Genomic DNA, 24,968 nt, shown 5'->3' with positions numbered 1-24,968 from the left:
GGTCCTCCGGACCGTCCCGGCCGGCCTCACTGCACGGAGAGCACGCGCCGGCCCTGGCGCGCGGCGTCGTCATAGGCCTTGGTGTCGCCCGGTTGCATGGAATAGCAGGTAGGCACGATCACCGGCCGCCCCCTGGCGATCAGCTCGGAGACGGTGGCGAAGCCGTAGCCCTTCGCCTTCAGCGCCGGGACCAGCAGCCGGATCGCCTGCGCCGTGTGCCTGCCGCGCCCGTTGGCGTGCATCAGCACGATGGAGCCGGGGCGGATGGCGGCGAGCATCTGGTCCGCCATCGCCCTGGCGCCGATGAAGGCGGGGTCGCCGGAATCCACGTCCCACTGGATGGCGAGATGCCCGGTCTGGTTCACGTAAGCGAGCGCCTCGGCGCTGCACGAGCCATAGGGGAAGCGGAACAGCGTCGTGCGCTCGGAGCCGGGCGCGGCGCAGCCCTGCGCGGCGGCGTCCGCGCGGCGCACCGCATAGGCGATGTCGGCGTCGTCCACCTGCTGGCGCATCTCGGCGCCGCCGCGCACGGTGAGGTTGGCGTGGGACCAGGTGTGGTTGCCGGTCTCGAACAGCGGGTCGGCGATCAGCTGCGTCGCCCGCTCCCTGTGGGTCATCATCCACTTGCCGCCCGCGAACAGGGTGGCGGGCACCCCTTCCTGGCGCAGAAAATCGAAGATGGCGCCGTCATAGCCGGAGACCTCGCCGCCGGCCTCGCACAGATCGAAGGTGAGGGCGACGAGCTTCACGCCGGCCGGCAGGTCGACGCGCCGGATGGCGCCGGCGAGCGGTGTCGGCACGGGCCGGACGGCGGCCAGCACCCGGTCCGGCAGCGCGACGGCGCCCTTGCGCGGCTGGACGATCTCCTCCCCCGGCCGCGCGGCGAGCGCGCCGGGCGCAAAGCAGGCGGGCGGCGCGCTCGCGGCACGGGCGGCGTCCACCGCGGCGAGCAGGAAGAGAAGCGGCAGCAGGCGCAAGGCGGACGGCACGGCGATCGATCCCGAGAGCACGCGCCGATCAGCTTGCAACGCAAGCTGATCGGCGCGTGCTCTATCTAAGTTGGAGGGCGATTCACCGATCAAACTGATCCAATTTGATCGGATCGCGCTCCAGGTTTGCCGGCGCCGCGGCGCAAGCGCGGGCGGAGCCGTCGCGGCACTCAGCACGGTGCCGGGCCGCAGGCAAGGGCTGCTTTCGGCGGGAGGGATTGCGCGACGGCCCCGGCGCCGTTCCAATCGGATAACGGTGGGGCAGCCCGGTCGCGCCGGCCGCCCGCTCGGACCGAAATCACGCGCACGCGGAGACCGCAATGGCTTCTTCCCCCGCCGCCCCGCTCGCGGTCGTCACCGGCGGCAATGCCGGCATCGGCCTCGCCATCGCCGACCGGCTCGGCGCCCTGGGGCACCGCCTCCTGCTGGTGGCCCGCGACGGCGCCCGCCTGGAAGCGGCGGCGCGCGACCTCTCGGACCGGCACGGCGTCGTGGTGGACACCCGCGCCTGCGACCTCTCGGACGCCGCCGCCACCGAGGCTCTCGCGGCCGAGATCGCCGCCCTCGCTCCCGCCGTCCTGGTGAACAATGCCGGCTTCGGCGATTACGGCCCGTTCGCCGACCTGCCGCCGCCGAGCGGCGCCGGCATGATCGCCACCAATGTGGCGGCGCTCACCCGCCTCACCTCGGCCGTGCTGCCGTCCATGCGGACAAGGGCCTCGGGCCGGGTCCTCAACGTCGCCTCCACAGCCGCCTTCGCGCCGCTGCCGCTCGCCGCTGTCTACGGCGCCTCGAAGGCCTATGTGCTGTCCTTCTCGCTGGCGCTCGCCGAGGAACTCGCCGGCAGCGGCGTCACCGTCACCGCGCTCTGCCCCGGCCCGACGCCCACGGGCTTCGCCGCCCGCGCCGGCATGACGCGGACCGAGCTGTTCCGCGGCGCCCCCTCCACCAGCGCGGAAGAGGTGGCGGCGCGGGGCGTCGCCGCCATGCTGGCGGGCAAGGGGATGGTGGTGGTCGGCGGCGCCAACCGGCTGCTGGCGTTCGCCACCCGCTTCGCGCCGCGCGCCCTCGCCGCGCGCGCCACCCACCGCGCCATGCGCGAGCGGCTGCGCTGAGGCGCCTGCTACTTCGCCAGCAGCACGCCGGTGCAGGCCGGCGGCAGGTCGACGAGCATCATGGGCCGCTCGGGCTTGGGCGGCTCCTTCGGCGGCTTGGGATGGAGCACCGCATCGGTGAACCACATGTCGAGCGCGGCGCCGCAGCCCTCGTCATGGGGCACCGGCTCCTGGGGGCGGCAGTTGGGGCTGTCGTCCGGGCAGCCGAGGCGCACGTGCATGTGGAAGTCGTGGCCCCAATAGGGGCGCACCTTGGCGAGCCAGGCGCGGTTTCCGGTGGCCTCGCGGCACAGCGCCTTCTTGATGGCGGCGTTCACCAGCACCCGCTCCACCACCGGGTCCTGCGCGGCGAGGCGGATCACCTTCCAGTGGTCGGGCCGCCAGTTGGCGGGGTCGATGTCCAGCCGGTCGGCGCGCACCATGATGGTGGCGGACATGGTGTCGCGCTCCTCGCGGGACAGCTCGCGGCCCGGATGGGGGGTGAGCCAGATGTCGGCGTCGAGGCCGATCTGGTGCGAGGCATGGCCCGTGAGCATGGGCCCGCCGCGCGGCTGGGCCAGGTCGCCCACCAGGATGCCGTTCCAGGAGACCACCTTCGGCACCGTCCTCGCGAACCGCTCGATGAACGCCACCAGCTGCGGGTGACCCCAGTTGCGGTTGCGCGACGGGCGCATCGCCTGCCAGGTGGGCCCGGTGGCCGGCAGCGCCACGCCGCCCGCAAGGCAGCCCTTGGAATAGAAGCCGATGGCGCGCGAGGGGGGCGGCGCCGGCGCCTTCACGCTGCCGAACAGCTGCTTCGCCGGCTTGCCGGCGAGCACGGCAGGGGGAGCGCCGGCCGGCGCTCCCTGGGCATGGGCTGCCCCCGCCGCGGGTAGGAGCGAGAGCCCTGCCGCGAGCAGGCCGGGGGCCAGGCGGCCCGGGGCGCGCGCCAGCCGGGACATCAGCTGGCGGCCCTGTGGGTGAGGACCACGAAGTCCTGGTTGGAGCGGGTGTCCGGATGGGCCGGCAGGTCGGTGATGAACAGCGTCGCCCCCGGTGCCACCAGCGAAGCCACCTGCTGGTTGATGGTGGTGTCGAGGGTGATGCGCGACAGGGTGCGCTGGGCCGCGCCCGCCACCGCGTCGCCGCCCTCCAGCGACACCGCGTTCCAGCGCGCCGGCTGGCCGGGGGCCGCCGCCACCAGCACATAGACCACGTTGCCGAGCGGCGTGCCGGGATCGGCGATGGCCACCGGGCCCGTCACCGCCGGCTTGCCGCCCTTCAGGCCGATCAGCGTCCTGTCGGCGCCGCTGATGACGATGCTCACCGGCTCGGGCGGCGGCGCGGCGGCGCCCGCGGCCTGCGGCGTCTGGCCGTCCTGGGGGGCGCCCTGGCCGGTGGCGTCCACCGCCAGCTGCTGCTCCAGGTTCTCGCTCATGACGAGGCCGGGATGCAGCACGTCCTGCGGCGCCGAATGGCTGTCGGCGATGATCACCGTGGTGCCGAGATGGGTGATCGAGAACAGCAGCTTGGCGAAGGCCAGCGGCAGGTGCACGCAGCCGTGGGAGGAGGGATAGCCCGGCAGCCCGCCCGCATGCAGCGCCACCCCCGACCAGGTGAGGCGCTCGGTGTAGGGCATGGAGGCGTCGTTATAGAGCGAGGAATGGTGGTCCACGTCCTTCTGGAGGATGGTGAACACCCCCGTGGGCGTGCCGTAGCCCTCCTTGCCGGTGGACACGGTGGTGACGCCGATCCGCACGCCGTTGCGGTAGACGTAGGCCATCTGGTCCGAGAGGTTCACCACCACGGCGACGAAGCCGTCCGGCGCGCGCTCGGGATGCCACACGAACTGGCCCGGCTTCAGCGCCTTGATGGCCTCCAGGTCCGGATCGTCCGCCGCCATGGCCGGCAGCAGCGCGTCGAGCGCGGCACCGGCGGCGATCAGGCCCGCGAGCTTGAGGGTCCGGCGTCGGCCGGCGTCGATATCAAAGGCCATGGGGCTCCCCGCACCGGACCGCCGCCGGAGCCGGCGGCGAATCTGCGTGGGGAATCTAACCCGAGGCGCCCATTGCGCTCAATCGGCGTAGGGGTTCGCCTTCTCCCGCAAGGTAATGCGGATCGGCACGCCGGGCAGGTCGAAGGCCTCGCGCAGGCCGTTGGAGAGATAGCGCAGATAGCTCTCCGGCACCGCGTCGGCGCGCGAGCAGAACAGCACGAAAGAGGGCGGGCGTGCCTTGGGCTGGGTCATGTAGCGCAGCTTCACCCGGCGCCCGGAAACCGCCGGCGGCGGGTGCGCGTCCGTCGCCTCCTGGAGGAAGCGGTTGAGCGGATTGGTGGCGATGCGCCTGTTCCAGCGCCTGTGGGCGGTGACGATCGCCTCCACCAGCTTGTCGAGCCCGTGGCCGGTGAGGCCGGACAGGGCGACGATGGGCACGCCCTTGATCTGCGGCAGGAGGTGGTCCGCCTGCTCGCGCAGCTTCGCCGCGAGGCCGCCGCGCGGCACGAGATCGGTCTTGTTGTAGCCGATCACCAGCGCCCGGCCCTCGCGCTCGACCAGGTCGGCGATGCGCAGGTCCTGCTCCTCGAACGGGCGCGTGGCGTCGATCAGCACCACCACCACCTCGGCGAACTTCATGGCCCTGAGGCCGTCGGCGGCGGAGAGCTTCTCCAGCTTGTCGTCGATGCGCGCGCGCTTGCGCAGGCCGGCGGTGTCGAACACCTCCAGCTTCACGCCCTTGTGCTCCATCTCCACGGCGATGGAATCGCGGGTGATGCCGGCCTCCGGGCCGGTGAGCAGGCGGTCCTCCCCCAGCAGGCGGTTGATGAGCGTGGACTTGCCGGCGTTCGGCCGCCCCAGCACCGCCACCTTGATCGGACGCTTCGGCTTTTCGTCCTCGGCCTCCGGGGGCTCATCCTCCTCCGGCTCGTCCTCGGCAAGGGCGGTCTGCTCGGGAAGCGCGTCGAGCAGGGCGTCATAGAGCTCGGAGAGGCCCTCGCCGTGCTCGGCGGAGAGCGGGATCGGATCGCCGAGGCCGAGCGCGAACGCCTCCAGCGCGCCAGCCTCGCCGCCCCGGCCCTCGCTCTTGTTGGCGACCAGGATGGTGGGCTTGCCGGACTTGCGCACCAGCGACGCGAAGGCGCGGTCGGCGGGTGTCAGGCCGATGCGGGCGTCGATCATGAACAGGATGGCGTCGGCGTCGGCGATGGCGGTCTCGGTCTGGGCGCGCATGCGCCCTTCGAGGCTGCCGGGGTCCGCCTCCTCCAGGCCCGCCGTGTCGACGATGCGGAAGGTAAGGTCGCCGAGATGCGCCTCGCCCTCGCGCCGGTCTCGGGTCACGCCCGGCCGGTCGTCCACCAGCGCGAGCTTCTTGCCCACGAGGCGGTTGAACAGGGTGGACTTGCCCACATTGGGCCGGCCCACGATGGCGAGGGTGAAGGACATGGGTTCGGCTCGTCGCCCCTCGGGCGTGCGGGGGCTGGCAGGAGGAGGCGGCCGCCGATGCGGCCGCCGCGCGGTCAGTTGGCCTGCTGGCCCGGCTGGCCCGGCTTGGCCGAGGGGTCCGGCAGGCGGTCGAGCACCGCGTTGGAGTTGCTCGGCTGCGAGGGCGCGGCGGAATAGTCGACGCCCGGCACGCCCTCGGGGAACACCTTCTGCCGCGTGCCCGGCAGCGGGCGCTCCTTCTCGACGAAGGGGTTGAACTTCTCCATCGATTCGCAGCCGGACACCGACAGCGCGAGGCCGGCGGCCAAGGCGAGGCGCACGAGGCGCAGGTCGGCTTTCACCATGGGCACTCCGTCACTGGGTCGCCGGGCTCGCCGCTGGCGCGGCGGGAGCGGCGGGGGGCGGCACCGCCGAGGCGGTGAGGCGGCGGATCAATTCGGCGCGCGAGCGCGCGCCTCCGGCGGCCTCGGCATCCTCGGTGATCTCGGTGGCGAGCTTGTTGGCGGCGGCGGCGTTACCGGCCTTCAGCTCGGCGAGCGCGAGCGCCTCGCGGGCGGAATTGCGCAGCGCCCCGGTGCCGGCGGCGAGCGCGCCGACGCGCTGGCGCACCTCGTCAGGCGTGCCGGTGTCGACCAGGATCAGGCCGGCGCGCACCCGCGCCACGTCGCGCAGCGCCGCCGGCAGCCTGGCGTCGGCGGCCAGCGCATCGAAGGCGGCGATGCCCTTGGCCTTGTCCATCTGCGCCGCCACCGAGGCGGCGCGGAAGCCGGCGAGCGCCGCATAGCCCTCGGGACCATCCTTGGCCAGCGCCTGGAAGCCGGACTCGGCCTCCTGGAACTTGCCAGAGGCGGCGAGCTCCGAGGCCGCCTCGAACGCGGCGCTGGCCTTGAAGGCCTGCTGCTCGCGCCAGTATTTCCAGCCGCTCCAGCCGGCGGTGCCGGCGACGATGAGCAGCGCCAGCGCGATCAGGTAGTTGCCGAAGCGGTCCCACAGCTTGCGCAGGCGGTCGCGCCTGAGGTCTTCCTCGATCTCGTGAAATATGTCGGTCATCAGCGGTTCGCGGCTCTCTGGCGCCGGCGCGCCCGTCAGGGGCGCCGAAAGGGGCGGGTAACGTATCCGTGCGGCTCAATCGTGGCAAACCCGCGCCGGGTCAAGAGCGCAGGCGCGCGAAACCGGCCACCGCCAGGCCCGCGGCAAGGCCGAGCACCGGCGCGCCGAGACCGAACGCCGAGGCGCCGGATGCCGTGGTGGCGAAGGTCGCCACCGCCGCGAGCCGGTGCTTGTCGTCGACCATGGCGGCGGCGAGCGCGCCGGTCAGCGGCGACAGGAGCGCAAGACCCGCCACCGTGGCGATGAGCGCCGGCGGCAGGGCCGCGAACACCGCCACCATCGAGGCGCCGGCCAGCGCCAGCAGGAAATAGAAGAAGGCGTAGAACGGCCCGGTGCGCCAGCGCGTCGCCGGGTTCGGGTCCGCCTCCGGGCTGGTGCAGATGGCGGCGACGATGGCCGCGAGGTTGACGGTGAGCGAGCCGAACGGCGCCGTCACCAGGGAGGCGAGCCCGGTGGAGGCGAGGATCGCGCGCGCCGGCGGCGGATAGCCATAGGCCTTGAGCACCGCGAAGCCGGTGAGGTTCTGCGACGCCATGGTGATGACGAACAGCGGCAGGCCGAGGCTGGCGAGAACGCCGAGATCGAACTCCGGCGGAATGAGAACCAGGCGCGAGAACGAAAGATCGCCGAGCGCCGGCAGCGGCGCGCCGAGCGCCAGCGCGAAGGCGAGGCCGGCCGCCAGCGCCGCGATCACCGCCAGCTGCGGCGCGAACGGGCGCATGGCGAGGAACAGCACCACCAGCGGCAGCACCAGCAGCGGGCTCACCACCGCCTGCTCGGCGATGCCGGCGACGAAGCGCAGCAGCACCCCCGCGAGCATGCCGGCGGCGATGCCCGACGGCAGCCGCGCGACCAGGCCCGCCAGCGGGCGCAGGGCGGCGCACAGCAGCGTCAGGAGCGCGACGACGATGAAGGCCCCCACCGCCTGGGGCATGGTGACGCCCTGGGCGAAGCCGGCGATCACCGCCGCGCCCGGCGTCGACCAGGCGGTGACGATCGGCATGCGGTAGCGGATCGAGAGATAGGCGCTGGTGACGGCGACGCCGAGGAACACGCCGCAGACCCAGGACGAGGTCTCGGCCTCCGTGGCGCCGAGCGTCTTGGCCGCCGACAGCAGGACGGCGAGCGTTCCGCCCGCGCCCACCAGGGCGGCGACCAGCGCCGACAGCGGCACCGACACGGGCAGCCGGGCGGTGCCGGGGGGACCGGCGAATTTATGTTCTGCGACGGCTTCTTCGCTCATGGCCGCCTCCCTCGTTGTTCTTGTTTCGGGGCGTTTCCTCTTATTTCGGCGTGCGGGGCGATCGGGCGCCCGGATCTCCTCCCTTTATTGCTGGGCTGCGAGGACCGGCGCGAGCGCGCCCACGGCCTGCCGGCGCGCCATGGCGCCGAGGCCCTCCTCGCCCTTCTGGTCGAGCGAGATGAAGCGCGCGAACACCGCCGTGCGGCCGCCCTTCTGCGCGAAGCCGACAAACCAGCCCAGCGGCCGGTTGGGATCGGGCAGGCCGTCCGCCCCGGGCGAGGAGCCGGTGCCGGTCTTGCCGAACAGCTGCCAGCCGGCCGGCTGCTCCTCCTGGGCGAGCAGGGCCATGGTCTCGGTCACGGCCTTCTCCGAGACCTTGAGCTCGCCCTTCAGCATGCGGCGCAGGAAGTCCACCTGCTCGCGCGGCGAGATGCGCAGCGAGGAGGAGAGCCAGAAATGGGCGATCGGCTCCGCCCGGCCCGGGGTGCCGGAGATGTTCAAGGTGCCGTAGGCGAAGCCGTCCAGATACGCCTTGATGCGCTCCGGCCCGAGCTCGCGGGCCAGCACCTGCGAGTACCAGACCACCGAATTGCGCATCCAGCTCTGCGGCGTCTGCGGTCCGCGCGTCACCGCGCGGGAGGTGTCGGCGCCCGGGGGCGGATCGAGCACGGGCTGGCCGGCGCCCTTCAGGATGCCGGCGTCGAAGCCCATGAGGGACAGCGGGATCTTGAAGGTCGAGGCGGGCGAATGGCGGGTCGCGCACAGGCCCTGCTTCGCCAGCACCCGGCCGGTGTCGAGATCGGTGACGAGGAAGCACTCCTCCATCGCCCGCGCCGGCGCGGGGCCGAGCAGCAGCGCGGACAGGAGGACGGCGCACGCCCAGGCGGGGGCGCCGCGGCGCCCCCGTTTCCCCGCCGGCACCTCAGGAGGCCTTGGCGGACTTCTGGACCAGGCGCGGGCCGTAGACGTGCTCCGGCCCCGGAAAGGCGCGCTCGCGCACCTCCTGGGCGTAGGCCGCCACGGCCTTCTCGATGTCGGGGCCGAGATTGGCGTACTTCTTGACGAACTTCGGCACCCGCTCGCCGAGGCCGAGCATGTCCTCCAGCACCAGTATCTGGCCGTCGCAGGCCGGCGAGCCGCCGATGCCGATGGTCGGGCAGGCAACTTCCGCGGTGATGCGGCGCGCGACCGGTTCGGCGACCGCCTCCACGACGATGGAGAAGGCCCCCGCCTCGGCGATGGCGCGGGCGTCGTCGAGGATCAGCGAGGCCTCGGCGTCGTCGCGGCCGCGCGCCTTGAACGAGCCGAGCGTGTTGATGGCCTGGGGCGTCAGGCCCACATGGCCCATCACCGGCACGCCGCGGTCCACCAGGAAGCGCACGGTCTCGGCCATGCGGCGCCCGCCTTCGAGCTTCACCGCGCCGGCGCCGGTCTCCTTGAGGATGCGGGCGGCGGTGTGGAACGCCTCGGTGGGGCTCGCCTCGTAGCTGCCGAACGGCAGGTCGACGACCACCAGCGCGCGCTTGGTCCCGCGCATCACGGCGCGGCCGTGGACGATCATCATCTCCACCGTGACCGGCACGGTGGTCTCGAGCCCGTGCATGACCATGCCGAGGCTGTCGCCCACCAGGATCACGTCCACGTGATTGTCGAGCAGGCGCGCGGTATGGGCGTGGTAGGAGGTCAGGGAAACGATGGGATCGCCCCCCTTGCGGGCCTGGATCTGGGGCGCCGTGATGCGGCGGGCTTCGGCCTGGCTGGACATGGGTTTCCTCGTCTCGTGGGCGGTTGCAAGCCCCCTGGCTTCGTGGAGCGCCTTCTTGGCGGGCGTCGGCTGCTAGCCCATCACGGGCACGCCGATCACGTATGGATGGAATAGGTAGGCGAGAGCGGCGAAGAGCACCAGCCCCAAGCCCACCGCCAGCGCGTCCCCGCCCCACCCCTTCGGCGCCACCGGCAGCGGCGCGCCCCGCTTCTTCAGCGAGATGCGGTCATAGACCGCCCAGGCGAGAATGGCGCCGAACAGCACCATGGAGGCGGCGTCGCCGTTCACCAGGAGGTGGGCCAGCGCCCAGGTCTTCACTGCCACCAGCAGCGGGTGCTTGAGCACCGCCCGGATGTGGCTGGGCACGAACGACGCCACCGCGGCGATGGCGGCGAGAAGGAGCAGCAGCATGGCGAGGTGGCGCAGCGCCTGGGGCGGGTCCCAGATCAGCGCCGAGCCGGCGGCGCGCCACAGCTCGAACCCGTAGGCCGTCAGCAGCACGCCGGAGGCGGCAAGCAGCGAGAAGAACCCTTTGTAGGCCCCCTCCCCCAAACGGGCGATGAGATCCGACCGGAGCCCCCTCAGGCTCGCCACCACATGCGTGGCGACGAACAGGGCAAGACCGAGCAGCATCATCACCATGGATTGATCTCCGTTCCGCGTTTGCCCGAAAGCGCGCGTTTCGCCCGCGAAGTCAAGCGCGGCAAAGGCCGCGCTCGCCCGAGCAGGGCCGCGCGCGGTGCTCGCATCGCCGCGGCCGAAACGCAAAGGTTGCGCCCGGCAGGCATTGGCCAGTATTTCTGACCGAGGGGAAGGGGAAAACACATGAGACACGGAGCCGGTTTACTTCGTCTGCTCGGCCTGGCCGGCCTCGCCCTGGCGCTGTGCGGATTTGGGGCGGCCGCCCACGCATCGGTGGTGGCGCGCATCGACCTCTCGGCGCAGCGCATGACCGTGACGGTGAACGGGATTCCGTCTTATTCCTGGCCGGTCTCCACGGCACGGCGCGGCTATGTGACCCCCACCGGCTCCTACCGTCCGCAGCGCATGTACCGCAGCTATTTCTCCCGTAAATACTACAATTCCCCCATGCCCTACTCGATCTTCTTCCGGGGCGGATATGCGATCCACGGCAGCTATGCCGTCAACCAGCTCGGCTCGCCGGCCTCCCACGGCTGCATCCGCCTCCACCCGAGCAATGCGGCGACGCTCTATTCCCTGGTCCAGTCCCACGGCGCCGGCAACACGGTGATCCTGATCACCCATTGAAAGCGGACGGGCGCAGCCGGCGCGCCATGCGGCGGCCGCATGGCGGCCCAGCGGTGGTAATGGTGCCGGTGGGTCTTCTATTCGTCGTGCACTCATGGTATCGGCCACTGCCAACTCGAAGCGGGCTGCGTTGCGGCGATCCGTTCCGATCCCCCGACGTCCGGAGCGCCCGCGTTCCGCCACCAGGAGTTGGCAATGTCCGCCCCCACCTCATCCGGCAACGGCCTCGTCGTTCCCGCGCCCACGCTGTTCCGCGAGGCGCTCACCTTCGACGACGTGCTGCTGAAGCCCGGCGCCTCCGAAGTGATGCCGGGGCAGGTGAGCATCGCCACCCAGCTCACCCGGTCCATCAGCCTCAACTTGCCGATCCTCTCCGCCGCCATGGACACGGTGACCGAATCGCGGCTCGCCATCGCCATGGCCCAGGCCGGCGGCATCGGCGTGATCCACCGCAACCTCTCCCCCGAGGTGCAGGCCGAGCACGTCAGGCAGGTGAAGAAGTACGAATCCGGCATGGTGGTGAACCCGGTCACCATCCATCCCGACGAGACCCTGTCGGACGCCCTGGCGCTGATGAAGCACTATTCCATCTCCGGCATCCCGGTGGTGGAGCGCGGCCCCGCCGGGCGCGCGGGCCGGCTGGTGGGCATCCTCACCAACCGCGACGTGCGCTTCGCCAACGATCCGTCCCAGTTGGTGGCGGAGCTGATGACCAAGGACCGCCTGATCACCGTGCGCGAAGGCCAGGTGAACCAGGACGAGGCCAAGCGCCTGCTGCACCAGTTCCGCATCGAGAAGCTGCTGGTGGTGGACGCGGACGACCGGTGCGTCGGCCTCATCACGGTGAAGGACATCGAGAAGGCGGTCGCCTATCCCGACGCCGCCAAGGACGAGCAGGGCCGCCTGCGGGTCGCCGCCGCCACCACCGTGGGCGAGGACGGCTACGAGCGCACCGAGCGGCTGATCGACGCCGGCGTCGACCTCGTGGTGGTGGATACCGCCCACGGCCATTCGCGCAAGGTGCTGGACCAGGTGGAGCGCATCAAGCGCCTGTCCAACAAGACCCAGATCCTGGCCGGCAACATCGCCACGGTGGATGGCGCCAAGGCGCTGATCGACGCCGGGGCGGACGCGGTGAAGGTGGGCATCGGCCCCGGCTCCATCTGCACCACCCGTATCGTCGCCGGCGTCGGCGTGCCCCAGCTCACCGCCGTGCTCGACGCGGTGGAGGCGGCGGCCGCCACCGGAACGCCGGTGATCGCCGACGGCGGCATCAAGTATTCCGGCGACCTCGCCAAGGCGCTGGCGGCGGGCGCCTCCGCCGCCATGGTGGGCTCGCTGCTCGCCGGCACCGACGAGAGCCCGGGCGAGGTGTTCCTCTACCAGGGCCGGTCCTACAAGGCCTATCGCGGCATGGGCTCGGTGGGCGCCATGGCGCGCGGCTCGGCGGACCGCTACTTCCAGGCCGAGGTGCGCGACACGCTGAAGCTGGTGCCGGAGGGCATCGAGGGCAAGGTGGCCTACAAGGGCCCGGTGGGCGCGGTGCTGCACCAGCTCGCCGGCGGACTCAGGGCCGCCATGGGCTATGTGGGCGGCAGCACGCTCAAGGAGTTCCGCGAGAAGGCGCAGTTCGTGCGCATCTCCTCCGCCGGCCTGCGCGAGAGCCACGTCCACGACGTCATCATCACCCGCGAGAGCCCGAACTACCCGACCTCGGTGTGAGGCTGCGGCCGGCCCGGCTTTCGCGCATTGCCGCGCCCCGGACCCGACCCGGCAGCAAGATGGGCCCTCCGGTCAAGCCGGAGGGCGACGGCGGTGAGAAAGGGGACGGCGGAAAGAGCGGCGCTCAGATGGCTGGCGCGGCCGCGCGCCTCACCGGCCGATGTCCTTCTCCGGGCCGCGCATGCGGGTGACGAACTCCACCAGGAAGGCGGTGGACCAGGCCACCATCATCGGCCCGATGAGGGATTCGAAGCCCGCCAGGCTTCGGTAGTGCGGGTCGACGGAGACCCCGTCCGCACCCACTGTGGTGTAGGTGGAGATGGAGAAATAGAAGGCGTCGACGGGCGAGGCGATCGCGCCGAGCCACACGAACGCCGCGGCCCAGATGAGAATCTCCAGGAGATGGGCGCCGCAGAGGCTGAGCACCGTGGCGCTGATCACCAGCGCCTCGCGGAAGACGTGGTCGGCGTAGGACTTGCCGCGGATGCGCCGTAGCAGCCGCCGGCGCACGCCGGCGAGCAGCACCGCATGCACGCTGACGGTCACCATGGCGAGAAGGATGGCGGCCGTGAGCACCGCCAGATAGTCCCGCGCACTCATTCCGCCGCCGCTCCTGTTCCGATCTCGCGCGACGCGAAACTATCCGCTCGGAAACCGGAGAGGAACACGGACCCGGCGCCCAGCCGCACCGGTCAGCCCTTGCGGGGCTCCTTGGGCGGCGTGACGTCGATCATCTCGCCGGGACGCGGGCCATCCTCGAAACCGCCCCGGAAGCCGTCGCCCCGGAAGCCCTCCTGGGGCCGGCCGGTACGGAACCCGTAGACCCGCACGCCGCCGAAACCGCCGCGGCGCAGGCCCGGCGCGCGCCCGGTGATGAGCGCATAGATGCCGCCACCCACCATGAGGGCCGCGAGGATGACGCCGCCGGCGATCAGGAGGCCACCGAGCAGCACGAAGATCAAAGCCGCCGTCGCCGCTGCGACCGCGAGGCCGGCGATGCCGCCGAAGAAGGTCATGAACCTGTTCATGGCGCCAGCATGCCGGCCAATTCGGGCGGCCGTGCGACCGGCGCAAGGGAGGCCCGCAAATGGCGCAAGGCTCACAGCGCCTCGTGCAGGCCCTTCACGAACTCGGACAGGCCGGTGAGCCGCCCGATCTTCAGACGCTCCGCCTGAAGAATGGCGGTGAGCCGGGCGTGGCTCTCCTCCAGATTGTCGTTGACGATGATATAGTCGTATTCCGCGTAGTGCTCGATTTCCACGGCCGCCCCCGCCATCCGGCGGCGGACCACCTCGTCGCTGTCCTGGGCGCGCGAGCGCAGGCGCTTCTCCAGGTCCTGCGCGCTCGGCGGGAGGATGAAAACCTTGACCATGTCCTGGCCAGCGGTTTCCCGCAGCTGCCGCACGCCCTGCCAGTCGATGTCGAACAGAACGTCGCGCCCGGAGCTGAGCGCCGCCTCCACCGGCGGACGCGGCGTGCCGTAGAAATTGCCGAACACCGTGGCGTGCTCCAGCAGGTCGCCGGCCTCGCGCATGGCGTGGAAGCGCGGAGCGTCGACGAAGAAATAGTCCTTGCCGTCCACCTCGCCGGGCCGCGGCGCCCGCGTGGTGACCGAGACCGACATGGTGATGTTCGCATCGCTCGCCAGCAGGCGGCGCGAGAGCGTGGTCTTGCCGGCGCCCGAGGGGGAGGAGAGCACCAGCATCAGCCCGCGCCGGGCAAGGCCCGCCCGCCCGTTCGGCGCGGCGGAGGACGGGGGGGCGGACGAGGACATGGTCGGGCGGCTCACTCGACGTTCTGGATCTGCTCGCGGAACTGGTCCACCAGCAGCTTCAGGTCAAGCCCGATCTGGGTCAGCGCCACCGAATCGGACTTCGAGCACAGCGTGTTGGCCTCGCGGTTGAACTCCTGGGCCAGGAAGTCGAGCTTGCGGCCCACCGGCCCGCCTTCGGCGAGGAGGTGCCGCGCCTGCGCCAGATGGGCGGTGAGCCGGTCCAGCTCCTCGCGCACGTCGGCGCGGGTGGCGATGAGCACCGCCTCCTGGTGCAGGCGGTCGGGATCGAGCGCGGGCGTCGCCGCCAGCAGCGCGCGCACCTGCTCGGCAAGGCGCGCCTTCACCGCCTCCACCCCGCGCTCGGGCAGCGCCTCGGCCGCCGCGACCAGCGCCTCGATGGCGTCGAGCCGGCCCGCGAGCACCGCACGCAGCGCCTCGCCCTCCCGCGCGCGCATGGCGCACAGAGCGAAAAGCGCCTCCTCGAAGGCGGCGAGCGCGGCGGCGGCGAGCGCGCGCATCTCGGCTTCGCTCTCCTTCACCTCGCTGACCTCGACGATGCCCTTCACGGTCAGCAGCGCGTCGAGGCTGGGGGCGGGAACGGAGAATTTCCGCGCGGTCGCCTGCGCGGCCGTGAGCAGCGCCTCCAGCGCCGGCTGGTTGACGGCGACGCTGACGCCCTCCCCCTCGCGCACGGCGGTGAGGGTGGCGTTGAGCGAGCCGCGGGCGAGGTGGCGCCCGGCGCTCGCGCGCGCCTCGGCCTCCACCGCGTCGAAGCCCGGCGGCAGGCGCAGGCGCACGTCGAGGCCCTTGCCGTTCACCGAGCGCACCTCCCAGGCGAGGCGCCAGGCGCCGGCGCTCGCGGCGGCGCGGGCGAAGGCGGTCATGCTGGCGAGGGGCACGGGGCTGGCGGCCGGCGGCGAGGCTTGGGTCATGGGCAAGATCGCGCGCCGGGGCGGAACGCCCGGCGCGTCCTTCAGTTGGCGGCGGCGGGAGCGCCGGGAGAGGCAGGAGCGCCCGCCCGGCTGCCCGCCTCGATGGCGCGCCAGCGGGCGACGTTCTTGTTGTGGTCCGCCAGCGTCTCGGCGAAGGCGTGGCCGCCCGTGCCGTCGGCGACGAAGAACAGATCGCTGGTCTTCGGCGGGTTGGCGACCGCGAGGATCGCATCCTTGCCGGGATTGCTGATCGGCCCCGGCGGCAGGCCGTCGATGGCATAGGTGTTGTAGGCGGTCGCGGTCGAGATGTCGGTGCGGGTGATGGGCCGCCCGAGCGAGCCGCGGCCGCCGACGATGCCGTAGATGATGGTCGGGTCCGACTGCAGCTTCATCTTCTTGTTCAGCCGGTTGATGAACACCGCCGCGACCTTGGGCCGCTCGTCGGCCTGCCCGGTCTCCTTCTCGACGATGGAGGCGAGGGTCACCAGGTCCTGCGGCGTGCGCAGGGGCAGGCCGGGCGCGCGGCGCTCCCAGGCGAGGCGCACCACCTTCTGCTGCGCCTCCGCCATCTCCTTCAGCAGCGCCTCGCGCGACATGCCGCGCACCACCCTATAGGTCTCCGGCAGCAGCGTGCCCTCCAGCGGCACCGAAGGCGTGCCGGCGAGCATGTCGTTCTCCATCAGGCGGGCCACCACCTGCTGGCTGGTGAGGCCCTCCGGGATGGTGACCGAGTACTGGATCACCTTGCCCGACGAGATGGTGTCGATCACGCTGGCCATCGACTGGCCGGGCTTGAAGAGGTATTCGCCGGCCTGCATGTTGGCCGTGGGCTTGGTGAGCTTCAGCCCGGCGAGGAAGGTGAACCAGTTGTCGATGACGCCCGCCTTCTCCAGCGTGTCCGCCATGTCGCGGATGCCCGCGCCGCGCGGGATCACCACCGCCTTCTCCTGCGTCAGCGGCCCCGGCCCGTTGAACGCGCGCTCGCCGTAGCGGGCGGCGAACAGCCCGCCGACGCAGATCAGCACCAGGAAGGTGAAGATTCCGGAGCCGATGGTCGCGGCCGGATGCCGGGCGCTCTTCGACGGCAGGTGCGATCCCTTCTGGGGCTTGGCCATGCTCGGGTCTCCCTCGATCTGGTCGGCGGCCCGTTCCCGGGCATCGCTGCCGGCTCCGCCGGCATCGTGCGCTTGTTATCCGCGCCCATTCGGGCGCCGGTTGGGCGGGGGCCGGACCGGCCCCGCGCCGCTCAGGCGGCGTAGCGCCGGAACACGACCGAGGCGTTGGTGCCGCCGAAGCCGAAGGAGTTCGAGAGCACGGTATCGATCTGGCGCGGCTTGGGCTTCAGCGGCACCAGGTCGATGGGGGTCTCCACCGCCGGATTGTCGAGATTGAGGGTCGCCGGCGCGATCTGGTCGCGGATGGCGAGGATGGAGAAGATCGCCTCCACCGCGCCCGCCGCTCCGAGAAGGTGGCCGATGGACGACTTGGTGGACGACATGGCCACCTTGCCGGCGGCGTTGCCGAGCAGGCGCTCCACGGCGTGCAGCTCGATCTCGTCGGCCATGGTGGAGGTGCCGTGGGCGTTGATGTAGTCGACGTCGCCTGCCGTGATGCCGGCCCGCTTCAGTGCCGCGGACATGCAGCGGAAGGCGCCGTCGCCGTCCGGGCTCGGAGCGGTGATGTGGAAGGCGTCGCCGGAGAGGCCGTAGCCGATGAGCTCGGCATAGATCTTGGCGCCGCGCGCCTTGGCGTGCTCCAGTTCCTCCAGCACCACGACGCCCGAGCCCTCGCCCATGACGAAGCCGTCGCGGTCCCTGTCCCAGGGGCGCGAGGCGCGGGTGGGCTCGTCGTTATAGGCGGTGGCGAGCGCCTTGCACGCGGCGAAGCCGGAGATGGAGAGCCGGTCCACCGGCGATTCGGTGCCGCCTGCCACCATCACATCCGCATCGCCGAGGGCGATGAGGCGGCCGGCGTCGCCGATGGCGTGGGCGCCGGTGGAGCAGGCGGTGACGACGGCGTGGTTCGGCCCCTTCAGCCCGTGGGCGATGGAGACGTAGCCGCCGGCGAGATTGATGAGGCGCCCGGGAATGAAGAACGGCGAGATGCGGCGCGGGCCGCGGTCCTTCAGCGTCAGCGAGGCCTCGGCGATGCCGTTGATGCCGCCGATGCCGGAGCCGATCAGCACGCCGGAAGCGATCTGGTCTTCATAGGAGGTGGGATGCCAGCCGGCGTCGTCCAAGGCGAGGGTGGCCGCGCACATGGCGTAGACGATGAACTCGTCCACCTTGCGCTGCTCCTTGGGCTCCATCCACTGGTCGGGATTGTAGGTGCCGTCGGTGCCGTCGCCGCGCGGAATCGTCGCCGCGATCTTGGCCGCGATGTCCGAGACATCGAGATGCTCGATCTTCTTCACGCCGGTCTCACCGGCGAGAAGCCGCCGCCAGGTCGGCTCGACGCCGCAGCCGAGCGGCGTCACCATGCCGAGGCCGGTGACGACAACACGTCTCATCTTCAGGACTCCAGATGGCCGGCCGCCCTGGGCCACGCCGCGGCGCGGCCGCTCCGGCCCGGTGCGACAACGGCCGCGGGCGCCTCGCGCCGCGCGACCGTCGACTGTGCGGCGGACAGGATCAAGCCGCGTTCTTTTCCAGGAACTTGATGGCGTCGCCCACCGTCAGGATGGTCTCGGCCGCATCGTCCGGGATCTCGCAGTTGAAGGCCTCCTCGAAGGCCATCACGAGTTCCACGGTGTCGAGGCTGTCGGCGCCGAGATCGTCGATGAAGGACGCGTTCTCCGTGACCTTCTCGGGCTCAACGCCCAGGTGTTCAGCGACAATCTTCTTCACCCGCTCGGCGATGTCACTCATCGATGCAACCCTCGTTGTTCGGATATCCCGGTGCCGTTCGGCGGCTGGAGGAGGGCATAATGCCTTTTTTCCGCCATGCCCAGCCCCCTTCGCATCGCCGGCCTTCTGCGGACGGGCGGTCTCGGGAAACTGCGCCCGCTGAACGGGCGCGGCATGGCGAAAGACCCCGACGGCTCCCCAGCCTGAAACGGCCCGGGCCAGAAAAGGCCTGGACCAGAGCCTTGGCCCCTCCCGCCGGTCCGGACCGCTTCCCGCGGCCCGCTCCGGGGCGCGCGGCCCGGCTCGTTCTTGTGCTGCGGCCCCCTGCCCTCGCCCCTCGGCCGAGGGGATCGAGACAGGACGCCTCGGCGCTCGTTAACATACTCGCGCCGTCTTTGCCAGCAACGCGCCGCGGCGGCTCCGCCCCGCAGGCGCCGCCGGCTCAGATCATCGCCATGCCGCCGTTCACGTGCAGCGTCTGGCCGGTGACGTACTGGGCCTCGTTCGAGGCGAGATAGACGCAGGCCGCGGCGATGTCCTCCGGCGTGCCGAGCTTGGCCGCCGGCACCGCCTTGAGGATGGTCTCGCGCTGCTTGTCGTTGAGCGCGTCGGTCATGGGCGTGGCGATGAAGCCGGGGGCGACGCAGTTCACCGTCACCCCGCGCGAGGCGACCTCCTGGGCCAGCGACTTCGACATGCCGATCATGCCGGCCTTGGCGGCGGCATAGTTGCCCTGGCCCGCATTGCCGGTGACGCCGACGATGGAGGTGATGGAGATGATGCGGCCCGCGCGGCGGCGCATCATGGTGCGCACGGCCGCGCGCGTCAGGCGGAAGACGGCGGTGAGGTTCACCGCGATCACCTGGTCCCACGCCTCGTCGGACAGGCGCATGAAGATGTTGTCGCGGGTGATGCCGGCATTGTTGACGAGGATGTCGATATGGCCGCCCAGCGCCTCCTCGGCGGCGGGCACCAGCTTCTCCACCTCTTCCGCGTCGCCGAGATTGCAGGGCAGCACGTGGACGCGGCCGCCCAGCTCCGCCGCGAGCGCCTCCAGCGCCTCGCGGCGGGTGCCGGAGACGGCGACGATGGCGCCCTGGGCATGGAGCGCCTTGGCGATCGCGCCGCCGATGCCACCCGTGGCGCCGGTGACGAGCGCGGTCTTGCCGGTAAGGTCGAACATCACTTCCCCCAGTCCTCTTATGCGGTCGGCGTCGGGGCCGGTTGGTGCCAGTCGGCTTCGGAACAGGTTCTGCCCGTCCCGGCCCGGCCCCGCAAGCGGGGCCGGCGCCAAAACGTCAGGCCGCCGACGGGTTGCGGGCGGCGATGAAGGCGGCGACGTCCTCGGGCGTGCCCACCACGCTCGCCGCGATCGACTTGTCGATGCGCTTGACGAGGCCGCACAGCACCTTGCCCGCGCCCACCTCGACCACCGAGGTGATGCCGGCGCCGGCCATGTAGATCACGCTCTCGCGCCAGCGCACGGTCCCGGTCACCTGCTCCACCAGCAGGCGCAGGATCTCCGCCGGGTCGGACACCGGGGAGGCGCGCACGTTGGCGATCAGCGGCACGCGCGGCGTCATGATGGTGGAGCCGGAGAGCGCCACCTCCATCGCCTCGGCGGCCGGGCCCATGAGGCGGCAGTGGAAGGGGGCGGACACCGGCAGCAGCACCGCCTTCATGGCCCCCTTCTCCTTGGCGATGACCATGGCGCGCTCCACCGCCGCGCGGTCGCCGGACACCACCACCTGGCCGGGGGCGTTGTCGTTGGCGGCCTCGCAGACGCCGTCCTGCGCCGCCTCGGCGGCCACCGCCACCGCCTGCTCGTAGTCGAGGCCGAGCAGTGCCGCCATCGCGCCCTCGCCGGGCGCCACGGCGTCCTGCATGGCGCGGCCGCGGATGCGCAGCAGGCGCGCCGCCTCGGTGATGGTGAGCGCGCCCGCCGCCGCCAGCGCGGAATACTCGCCCAGCGAGTGGCCGGCCACGAAGGCGGCGTCGCGGCCGATGTCGAGCCCGGCCTCGGCCTCCAGGGTCCGCAGGGCGGCGAGGGAGACCGCGAGCAGCGCCGGCTGGGCGTTGGCGGTCAGGGTCAGCGTCTCGGCCGGCCCCTCCCACATGACGCGGGTGAGATGCTCGCCGAGCGCGGCGTCCACCTCCTCGAATACCGCCTTGGCGGCCGGGAAGGCGTCGGCGAGGGCCTTGCCCATGCCGACGGCCTGGCTGCCCTGGCCAGGGAAGATGAAGGCGGTGTGCGAGGATGTGCGTGACCCGCTCGACATGGGTCGTCCCTCCGGAGTGAAAATTGGGGAGGGCAGAGACACCGGGATTGTGGGCGAGTCAAGGCAACCGCGCCGACCCGCCCGGCGCCGGTCCGTGCCGCCGCTGCGTTCACGTTCTCCTCATCTCCTTGTACTAGCTTGACGGCACGACACTTGTTCAGCAGAACCGAGCCGGATCAGCGAACCGACTCGATCCTCCGCTCCCCAGGATTTGGCGACGATGACCCGTTGGACCCACGGCCTGGTGAATCGTCTGGTCATCCTGTGCGATGTCCTGATGGCGGCGCTCGCGGCCACGATCGCCCATCTGCGCTGGGAATTCCTGTCCTGGAGCCAGATGCTCATCCTCTGGGTGCTGGGCGCGTTCGTCTTCATCCAGATCCTGCAGATCGGCCGCGCCTACCGGGTCGAGCACTATGTGCGGCCGCTGCGCCAGATCGGCCACCTGGTGGTGGCGGGAGTCCCCGCCGGCGCGCTCGTCGCGGTCGCCTACTACGCGATCATCCCCAATGCCGACACCAACCTCTGGGCGCTGCTGGGCTGGGGCGGACTGACCGCGGTCTGCCTGATCTTCGGGCGCCTGGTCCTGGTCCGGGTCGGCATCATGCTGGTGAAGCGCCACGAGGTGCTGCAGCGCGACGTGGTGCTGGTCGGCGATCGCGAGCGCGCGCGCGCCCTGGTGCGCAGGTATCAGGAGGAACACGCCACCGGCGGCCTCCTGGCCTTCGTCGGCATCTTCGACGACCAGCCCGGCCGTCCGGACGAGCCGGCGCCGGCGCCGGCGCCCGGCCTGCCGCCGGTGATGGGCGACCTCCAGGCGCTGCTCGAATACGCCAAGGATTCGCCCATCGACATGGTGGTGATCTGCAAGTCCTGGCGCGACCCCACCGCGATCAACGCCATCGCCGAGCAGATGTATCGCATCGCCGCCGACGTGGTCATCGAACTCGATCCCGACGAGTTCATGCTGAACTATGCCAACCTCACCGTGCTCGCCGGCGAGCCGGCGCTCATGGTGCAGCAGCAGCCGCTGAAAGGCTCGCTCGGCCTGCTGAAGTGGGTCGAGGACTATGTGGTCGCCACCATCGGCCTGATCCTCACCGCGCCGATCCTGCTGGCCGCCGCCGCCGCCATCAAGCTCGACAGCCCCGGGCCGGTCCTGTTTCGCCAGCCCCGGCTCGGCCTGAACAACAAGGTGTTCCAGTGCTACAAGCTCAGGACCATGCAGGTGGACCTGGCCGATGACGGCTCCAAGGGCACGACGCGCAACGATCCGCGCATCACCAAGGTGGGCGCCTTCCTGCGCGCTACCTCGATCGACGAGCTGCCGCAGTTGCTCAACGTGCTGAAGGGCGACATGTCGGTGGTCGGGCCACGCCCGCACGTGCCCAACATGGAAGTGACCTCCAACGTGCGCTACGAGGCGATCCGCCAGTACGTGGCGCGCTACCGCATGAAGCCCGGCATCACCGGCTGGGCGCAGATCAACGGCATGCGCGGCGGCATCCACACCGTCGAGAAGGCCGAGCGCGGGGTCGAGCTCGACCTCTTCTACATCGAGAACTGGTCCATATGGTTCGACATCCGGATCATGATCCTGACCATCACCAAGGGCATGGCAGGCTCCAACGTGTTCTGAGGACGGCCTGCGCCGTCGCCGCCATGGCGCTCGCGCTCGCCGCCGGCGTCGCGGCCGCCCGCGCCGAAGGCCGGCCCTTCCTCGCCTATCACGCCAGCTGGTACGAGGTGCGCACGGACGATCCGGCCTTGACCTCGATCGCCCGCCTGCCGCCCTACATCACCTACCTCGCGCTTTCCTTCGCCCGGCCGGACCTGACCTACAAAGGCGGCCTCGACCTCGACGGCACCGGCCTGCAATATCCCTATTCCGGAGCGGTGCTGAAGGCGGCCATCGCGCTGCTCAAGGCGCGCGTGCCGCAGATGAAGGTGCTGGTCTCCGTCGGCGGCTGGAACTATCCGGCCTGGGAGAAGTTCGACGCCGACGCCCTCGCCCGCCTCGTGAAGGACCTCGGCGCCGATGGCGTCGACATGGACTACGAGACCCATCATCCCGACTGCCTGCGCACCCGCGAGGGCCGCATCGCCTGCCCCGGCGACGCGCTCTCCGTCCGGGTGGTGGAGGAGATCCGCCGGGCGCTGCCGCGGCCCTACGTGGTGAGCGTCGCCGGCTGGAGCGTCGGCGCCTACGGCGAAGGCGCGTTCGCCAATGCCCGGCCCCAGGGCGGCTATGCCGGCGTGACGCTGGCGCTGCTGCGCGCGCCGGTGGCGAAGGAGATCGACCTCGTCTCCATCATGTCCTACGACGCCGGCCCCGCCTTCAGGCCGGACGAGGCGTTCCGCGCCTATCGCGTCCACTGGAAGGGGCCGCTGGCGCTGGGCATCCAGGTCATGCCGGGCACCAGCGGCGGCCCGCGCTTCACGCTGGACTACACCGCCCGCACCCTCTCCGGCGTCATGGGCGACCCGCTCGCCGGCGCCATGCTCTACGCGCTGCGGCTCGAGCCCGAGGGTCCCACCGGCCCGGACAATCCCGACTACCGCGCGCTTGCGGTGGCGATCTGCGTGACGCTGGAGCTCAAGGACTGCGCCGCGCGGATGCCGTGAAACACGGCAACGGATGATTGTGTCCCCGGGGGTTCGGCCTCATGATGGCGCCACTCTTGGGCTCGCCGGATTCATACCGCGTCGAAGCCGGGCTCCCGGAGCTCCGCCCCACTGCCAGTTGGGTGGATTCGGCGCCCATCCCTTCCCGGCACTCAAAGCGAGGCCCCCCGTGCTTCAGACCGTCCGTGCGGCCGCCGAGGCCCGACTGCCCGGAGCCTTCGCCCGGCTCTGCCCCATCTTCGATCGCCTGGCGGCCCGCAATCCCAATCATGAGGTGCATCTGCTGCCGCTTCTGGCGCCCGCTGGCGCGCTCGCCTGCGATGTCGGCGCGAACCGCGGCCTGTTCACCTACTGGCTGCTGCGCCATGGGGCGCGGGTGGTGGCGTTCGAGCCCAACCCGCACATGGTGCGGGTGCTGGAGCGGCGCTTTCCCGGCCATGCCTGCGGCGACCGGCTCAGGATTGTCCATGCCGCGCTGAGCGACGCGGAGGGAAGCGGCACGCTCCACATCCCGCTCGGCTTCTCGCCCTTGGCGGCGCTCGACGGCGGGCTCGCCGAACAGCAGGGGGTGCCCATGGAGCGGGTCCAGGTGGCGCTGCGCCGCCTCGACGACTGCGTCGACGGCGAGGTCGCCTTCCTGAAGCTCGACGCGGAGGGCTACGAGCTGAAGATCCTCGCCGGCGCCCCCGCTCTGCTGGCCCGCGCGCAGCCGACGATCCTGGTGGAAGCCGAGGAACGCCACCGCGCCGGAGCGGTCGCCTCGCTGCGCAGCCTGCTGGAACCCATGGGCTATCGCGGCTTCTTCCGCGACGGCGCGGCGATGGCGCAGATCACCGTCTTCGACCCCGCGCGCCACCAGGCGCGCGCTGCGCTCAATGCCGAGGGCTCGCGAGTTCTGCCGGACCGCACGTATGTGAACAACTTCATCTTCGCCGCGCGGCCGCAGGTGGTCGAGCGGCTCGAAGCCATGGCTGCCTGACACCCACACCCCCCGGCTCCGGTCGGAGGGGGTGGGCCTATCTTCCGTCACTCAGGCGCGCGAGGGGTGGCGGGCGACGATGTTGCAGAACTCGGTCGGGCGCGTGGCGAGCGCGGTGAGCGTGCCGTCGTGGCTCACCTGGTAGAAGGAATAGCCGAGCGCCTTCAGCGCGCTCCAGGCCGCCGCCGGATCCCCGCCCGCCTTGAACAGGGTCGGGCAGTTCATCTCGAAGATCACGGTCGGATGGTAGGTCGAGAGCGTGTGCTGGCCGCCGGCGATCACCATGCCCTCGGCTCCCTCCACGTCGATCTTGATGCAGTCCACCCGGTCCACCCCGGCGTCGCGCACCACCGCGTCGAGCGTGGTCATGGCCACCTGCTCGCTGCCGGCGTCGGAGCCGTCGGAGATGAGCGAGAAGGACTGCGGGTCGTCGCCCACCGGATTGTGGTGGAGCGCGGCCGTTCCTTCCTTGTCCGCCAGCGCCTTGGGCACCACGGTCACGTTGGTGAAGCCGTTGAGGGCGATGTTGCCGAGAAGCTGCGCGCGGGCCGCCTCGCCGGGCTCCACCGCGATCACCTTGGCGGCCTTCGGCGCCACCTTCACGGTGAACAGGCCGATATTGGCGCCCACGTCCACGAACACGTCGCCGGCACCGACGAACTTCTGGATCGTGTGGAGCTCCGGCTCCATGGCGTCGCGCAGCAGGAAGGTCGACAGCGTGGTGTAGCGGAAGTCCGCCGGCACCTTCACTTTCGGGCCGCCGGGGATCAGCTCGAACGGCGCCAGCGTGCCGGTCGGCACCGCGACGGCGAGCTTGGCGGCGCGGGCGAGCACCGTGAGCGGGGCCTCCCGGAAGCCCGGCTCGTTGAACAGCTTCTGCACCCGTCTCAGCATGTGAG

The 24,968-nt window shown here is 71.4% G+C and carries 26 protein-coding genes; 6 read left to right on the top strand and 20 right to left on the bottom strand.

The annotated features are described in order from the left end of the window. Nucleotides 1–26 precede the first annotated feature (26 nt). Entirely contained in the window at nucleotides 27–1,010 is a 984-nt protein-coding gene (locus V5F67_RS04340) for a polysaccharide deacetylase family protein (RefSeq protein WP_394021474.1), read from the bottom strand. Nucleotides 1,011–1,309: 299 nt separating this feature from the next. Between V5F67_RS04340 and V5F67_RS04335 the strand changes: the two genes are divergently transcribed. Further along, a complete protein-coding gene (locus V5F67_RS04335) occupies nucleotides 1,310–2,104 on the top strand; it encodes an SDR family NAD(P)-dependent oxidoreductase (RefSeq protein ID WP_394021475.1) in 795 nt (264 codons plus the stop codon). Between the two features lie 8 nt (nucleotides 2,105–2,112). Here V5F67_RS04335 and mepA read toward each other — a convergent pair whose 3' ends face one another. The 9 genes from mepA to V5F67_RS04290 all read right to left on the bottom strand — a co-directional run bounded on the left by mepA (nucleotide 2,113) and on the right by V5F67_RS04290 (nucleotide 10,285). Continuing rightward, nucleotides 2,113–3,045 (bottom strand): penicillin-insensitive murein endopeptidase, encoded by a 933-nt coding sequence (gene mepA / locus V5F67_RS04330; protein ID WP_394021476.1) that lies wholly within the window; start codon nucleotides 3,043–3,045, stop codon nucleotides 2,113–2,115. Beyond that, nucleotides 3,045–4,079 (bottom strand): L,D-transpeptidase, encoded by a 1,035-nt coding sequence (locus tag V5F67_RS04325; RefSeq protein ID WP_394021477.1) that lies wholly within the window; start codon nucleotides 4,077–4,079, stop codon nucleotides 3,045–3,047. The genes mepA and V5F67_RS04325 overlap by 1 nt, the downstream gene beginning before the upstream one ends. Before the next feature lie 78 nt (nucleotides 4,080–4,157). Further along, nucleotides 4,158–5,525, bottom strand: a complete 1,368-nt coding sequence (der, locus tag V5F67_RS04320; protein WP_394021478.1) for a ribosome biogenesis GTPase Der — start codon at nucleotides 5,523–5,525, stop codon at nucleotides 4,158–4,160. Nucleotides 5,526–5,599: 74 nt separating this feature from the next. Then, nucleotides 5,600–5,869 (bottom strand): hypothetical protein, encoded by a 270-nt coding sequence (locus tag V5F67_RS04315; protein ID WP_394021479.1) that lies wholly within the window; start codon nucleotides 5,867–5,869, stop codon nucleotides 5,600–5,602. A 10-nt stretch (nucleotides 5,870–5,879) separates the two neighbouring features. After that, a complete protein-coding gene (locus V5F67_RS04310) occupies nucleotides 5,880–6,575 on the bottom strand; it encodes a tetratricopeptide repeat protein (RefSeq protein WP_394021480.1) in 696 nt (231 codons plus the stop codon). A gap of 100 nt (nucleotides 6,576–6,675) precedes the next feature. After that, nucleotides 6,676–7,821, bottom strand: a complete 1,146-nt coding sequence (locus V5F67_RS04305; RefSeq protein ID WP_394021583.1) for a benzoate/H(+) symporter BenE family transporter — start codon at nucleotides 7,819–7,821, stop codon at nucleotides 6,676–6,678. A gap of 141 nt (nucleotides 7,822–7,962) precedes the next feature. Beyond that, complete coding sequence (locus V5F67_RS04300; RefSeq protein ID WP_394021481.1) at nucleotides 7,963–8,799, bottom strand: penicillin-binding transpeptidase domain-containing protein; 837 nt, start codon at nucleotides 8,797–8,799, stop codon at nucleotides 7,963–7,965. Nucleotide 8,800: 1 nt separating this feature from the next. After that, nucleotides 8,801–9,643, bottom strand: a complete 843-nt coding sequence (gene panB / locus V5F67_RS04295; protein ID WP_394021482.1) for a 3-methyl-2-oxobutanoate hydroxymethyltransferase — start codon at nucleotides 9,641–9,643, stop codon at nucleotides 8,801–8,803. Nucleotides 9,644–9,715: 72 nt separating this feature from the next. Next, nucleotides 9,716–10,285 carry an NnrU family protein gene (locus V5F67_RS04290; RefSeq protein WP_394021483.1) on the bottom strand — a complete coding sequence of 190 codons (570 nt, stop codon included), beginning with the start codon at nucleotides 10,283–10,285 and terminating at the stop codon, nucleotides 9,716–9,718. Nucleotides 10,286–10,468: 183 nt separating this feature from the next. Here V5F67_RS04290 and V5F67_RS04285 point away from each other — a divergent pair, with 183 nt between their 5' ends. Next, nucleotides 10,469–10,912 (top strand): L,D-transpeptidase, encoded by a 444-nt coding sequence (locus V5F67_RS04285; protein ID WP_394021484.1) that lies wholly within the window; start codon nucleotides 10,469–10,471, stop codon nucleotides 10,910–10,912. 195 nt (nucleotides 10,913–11,107) lie between these two features. Further along, on the top strand, nucleotides 11,108–12,634 hold the full coding sequence (guaB, locus tag V5F67_RS04280) for an IMP dehydrogenase (protein ID WP_394021485.1): 1,527 nt from the start codon (nucleotides 11,108–11,110) through the stop codon (nucleotides 12,632–12,634). A 150-nt stretch (nucleotides 12,635–12,784) separates the two neighbouring features. On the opposite strand, the gene V5F67_RS04275 is transcribed toward guaB, so the two are convergent. The 9 genes from V5F67_RS04275 to fabD form a co-directional block, all read right to left on the bottom strand. Continuing rightward, nucleotides 12,785–13,234, bottom strand: a complete 450-nt coding sequence (locus tag V5F67_RS04275; protein WP_394021486.1) for an ion channel — start codon at nucleotides 13,232–13,234, stop codon at nucleotides 12,785–12,787. Between the two features lie 92 nt (nucleotides 13,235–13,326). Continuing rightward, nucleotides 13,327–13,662: a hypothetical protein gene (locus V5F67_RS04270; protein ID WP_394021487.1), complete on the bottom strand. Its 336-nt coding sequence runs from the start codon at nucleotides 13,660–13,662 to the stop codon at nucleotides 13,327–13,329. Between the two features lie 71 nt (nucleotides 13,663–13,733). Beyond that, a complete protein-coding gene (gmk, locus tag V5F67_RS04265) occupies nucleotides 13,734–14,408 on the bottom strand; it encodes a guanylate kinase (protein WP_394021488.1) in 675 nt (224 codons plus the stop codon). A gap of 11 nt (nucleotides 14,409–14,419) precedes the next feature. Continuing rightward, entirely contained in the window at nucleotides 14,420–15,307 is an 888-nt protein-coding gene (locus V5F67_RS04260; RefSeq protein ID WP_394021584.1) for a YicC/YloC family endoribonuclease, read from the bottom strand. A 74-nt stretch (nucleotides 15,308–15,381) separates the two neighbouring features. Further along, complete coding sequence (gene mltG / locus V5F67_RS04255) at nucleotides 15,382–16,455, bottom strand: endolytic transglycosylase MltG (RefSeq protein WP_394021489.1); 1,074 nt, start codon at nucleotides 16,453–16,455, stop codon at nucleotides 15,382–15,384. A 131-nt stretch (nucleotides 16,456–16,586) separates the two neighbouring features. Continuing rightward, on the bottom strand, nucleotides 16,587–17,849 hold the full coding sequence (gene fabF, locus V5F67_RS04250; protein ID WP_394021490.1) for a beta-ketoacyl-ACP synthase II: 1,263 nt from the start codon (nucleotides 17,847–17,849) through the stop codon (nucleotides 16,587–16,589). 121 nt (nucleotides 17,850–17,970) lie between these two features. Beyond that, entirely contained in the window at nucleotides 17,971–18,207 is a 237-nt protein-coding gene (locus V5F67_RS04245; protein WP_013165911.1) for an acyl carrier protein, read from the bottom strand. 421 nt (nucleotides 18,208–18,628) lie between these two features. Continuing rightward, complete coding sequence (gene fabG / locus V5F67_RS04240; protein ID WP_394021491.1) at nucleotides 18,629–19,369, bottom strand: 3-oxoacyl-[acyl-carrier-protein] reductase; 741 nt, start codon at nucleotides 19,367–19,369, stop codon at nucleotides 18,629–18,631. 115 nt (nucleotides 19,370–19,484) lie between these two features. Further along, nucleotides 19,485–20,465: an ACP S-malonyltransferase gene (fabD, locus tag V5F67_RS04235; RefSeq protein ID WP_394021492.1), complete on the bottom strand. Its 981-nt coding sequence runs from the start codon at nucleotides 20,463–20,465 to the stop codon at nucleotides 19,485–19,487. A gap of 220 nt (nucleotides 20,466–20,685) precedes the next feature. On the opposite strand from fabD, the gene V5F67_RS04230 reads away from it, so the two are divergent. From V5F67_RS04230 to V5F67_RS04220, 3 genes are all read left to right on the top strand, one after another. Next, nucleotides 20,686–22,104 carry an exopolysaccharide biosynthesis polyprenyl glycosylphosphotransferase gene (locus V5F67_RS04230; protein ID WP_394021494.1) on the top strand — a complete coding sequence of 473 codons (1,419 nt, stop codon included), beginning with the start codon at nucleotides 20,686–20,688 and terminating at the stop codon, nucleotides 22,102–22,104. A gap of 23 nt (nucleotides 22,105–22,127) precedes the next feature. Further along, on the top strand, nucleotides 22,128–23,090 hold the full coding sequence (locus tag V5F67_RS04225) for a glycosyl hydrolase family 18 protein (protein WP_394021495.1): 963 nt from the start codon (nucleotides 22,128–22,130) through the stop codon (nucleotides 23,088–23,090). A 169-nt stretch (nucleotides 23,091–23,259) separates the two neighbouring features. Then, nucleotides 23,260–24,069 (top strand): FkbM family methyltransferase, encoded by an 810-nt coding sequence (locus V5F67_RS04220; protein WP_394021496.1) that lies wholly within the window; start codon nucleotides 23,260–23,262, stop codon nucleotides 24,067–24,069. A gap of 51 nt (nucleotides 24,070–24,120) precedes the next feature. Here the strand turns inward: V5F67_RS04220 and V5F67_RS04215 are convergent, their stop codons facing one another. After that, nucleotides 24,121–24,963, bottom strand: a complete 843-nt coding sequence (locus V5F67_RS04215; protein WP_394021497.1) for an FkbM family methyltransferase — start codon at nucleotides 24,961–24,963, stop codon at nucleotides 24,121–24,123. Nucleotides 24,964–24,968 lie beyond the last annotated feature (5 nt).

It is taken from the genome of Xanthobacter pseudotagetidis (assembly GCF_043194795.2).
Lineage (GTDB): Bacteria > Pseudomonadota > Alphaproteobacteria > Rhizobiales > Xanthobacteraceae > Xanthobacter > Xanthobacter tagetidis_A.
The sequence above is the reverse complement of the archived record's forward strand: the minus strand, read 5'-3'. Positions and strand labels throughout refer to the sequence as shown.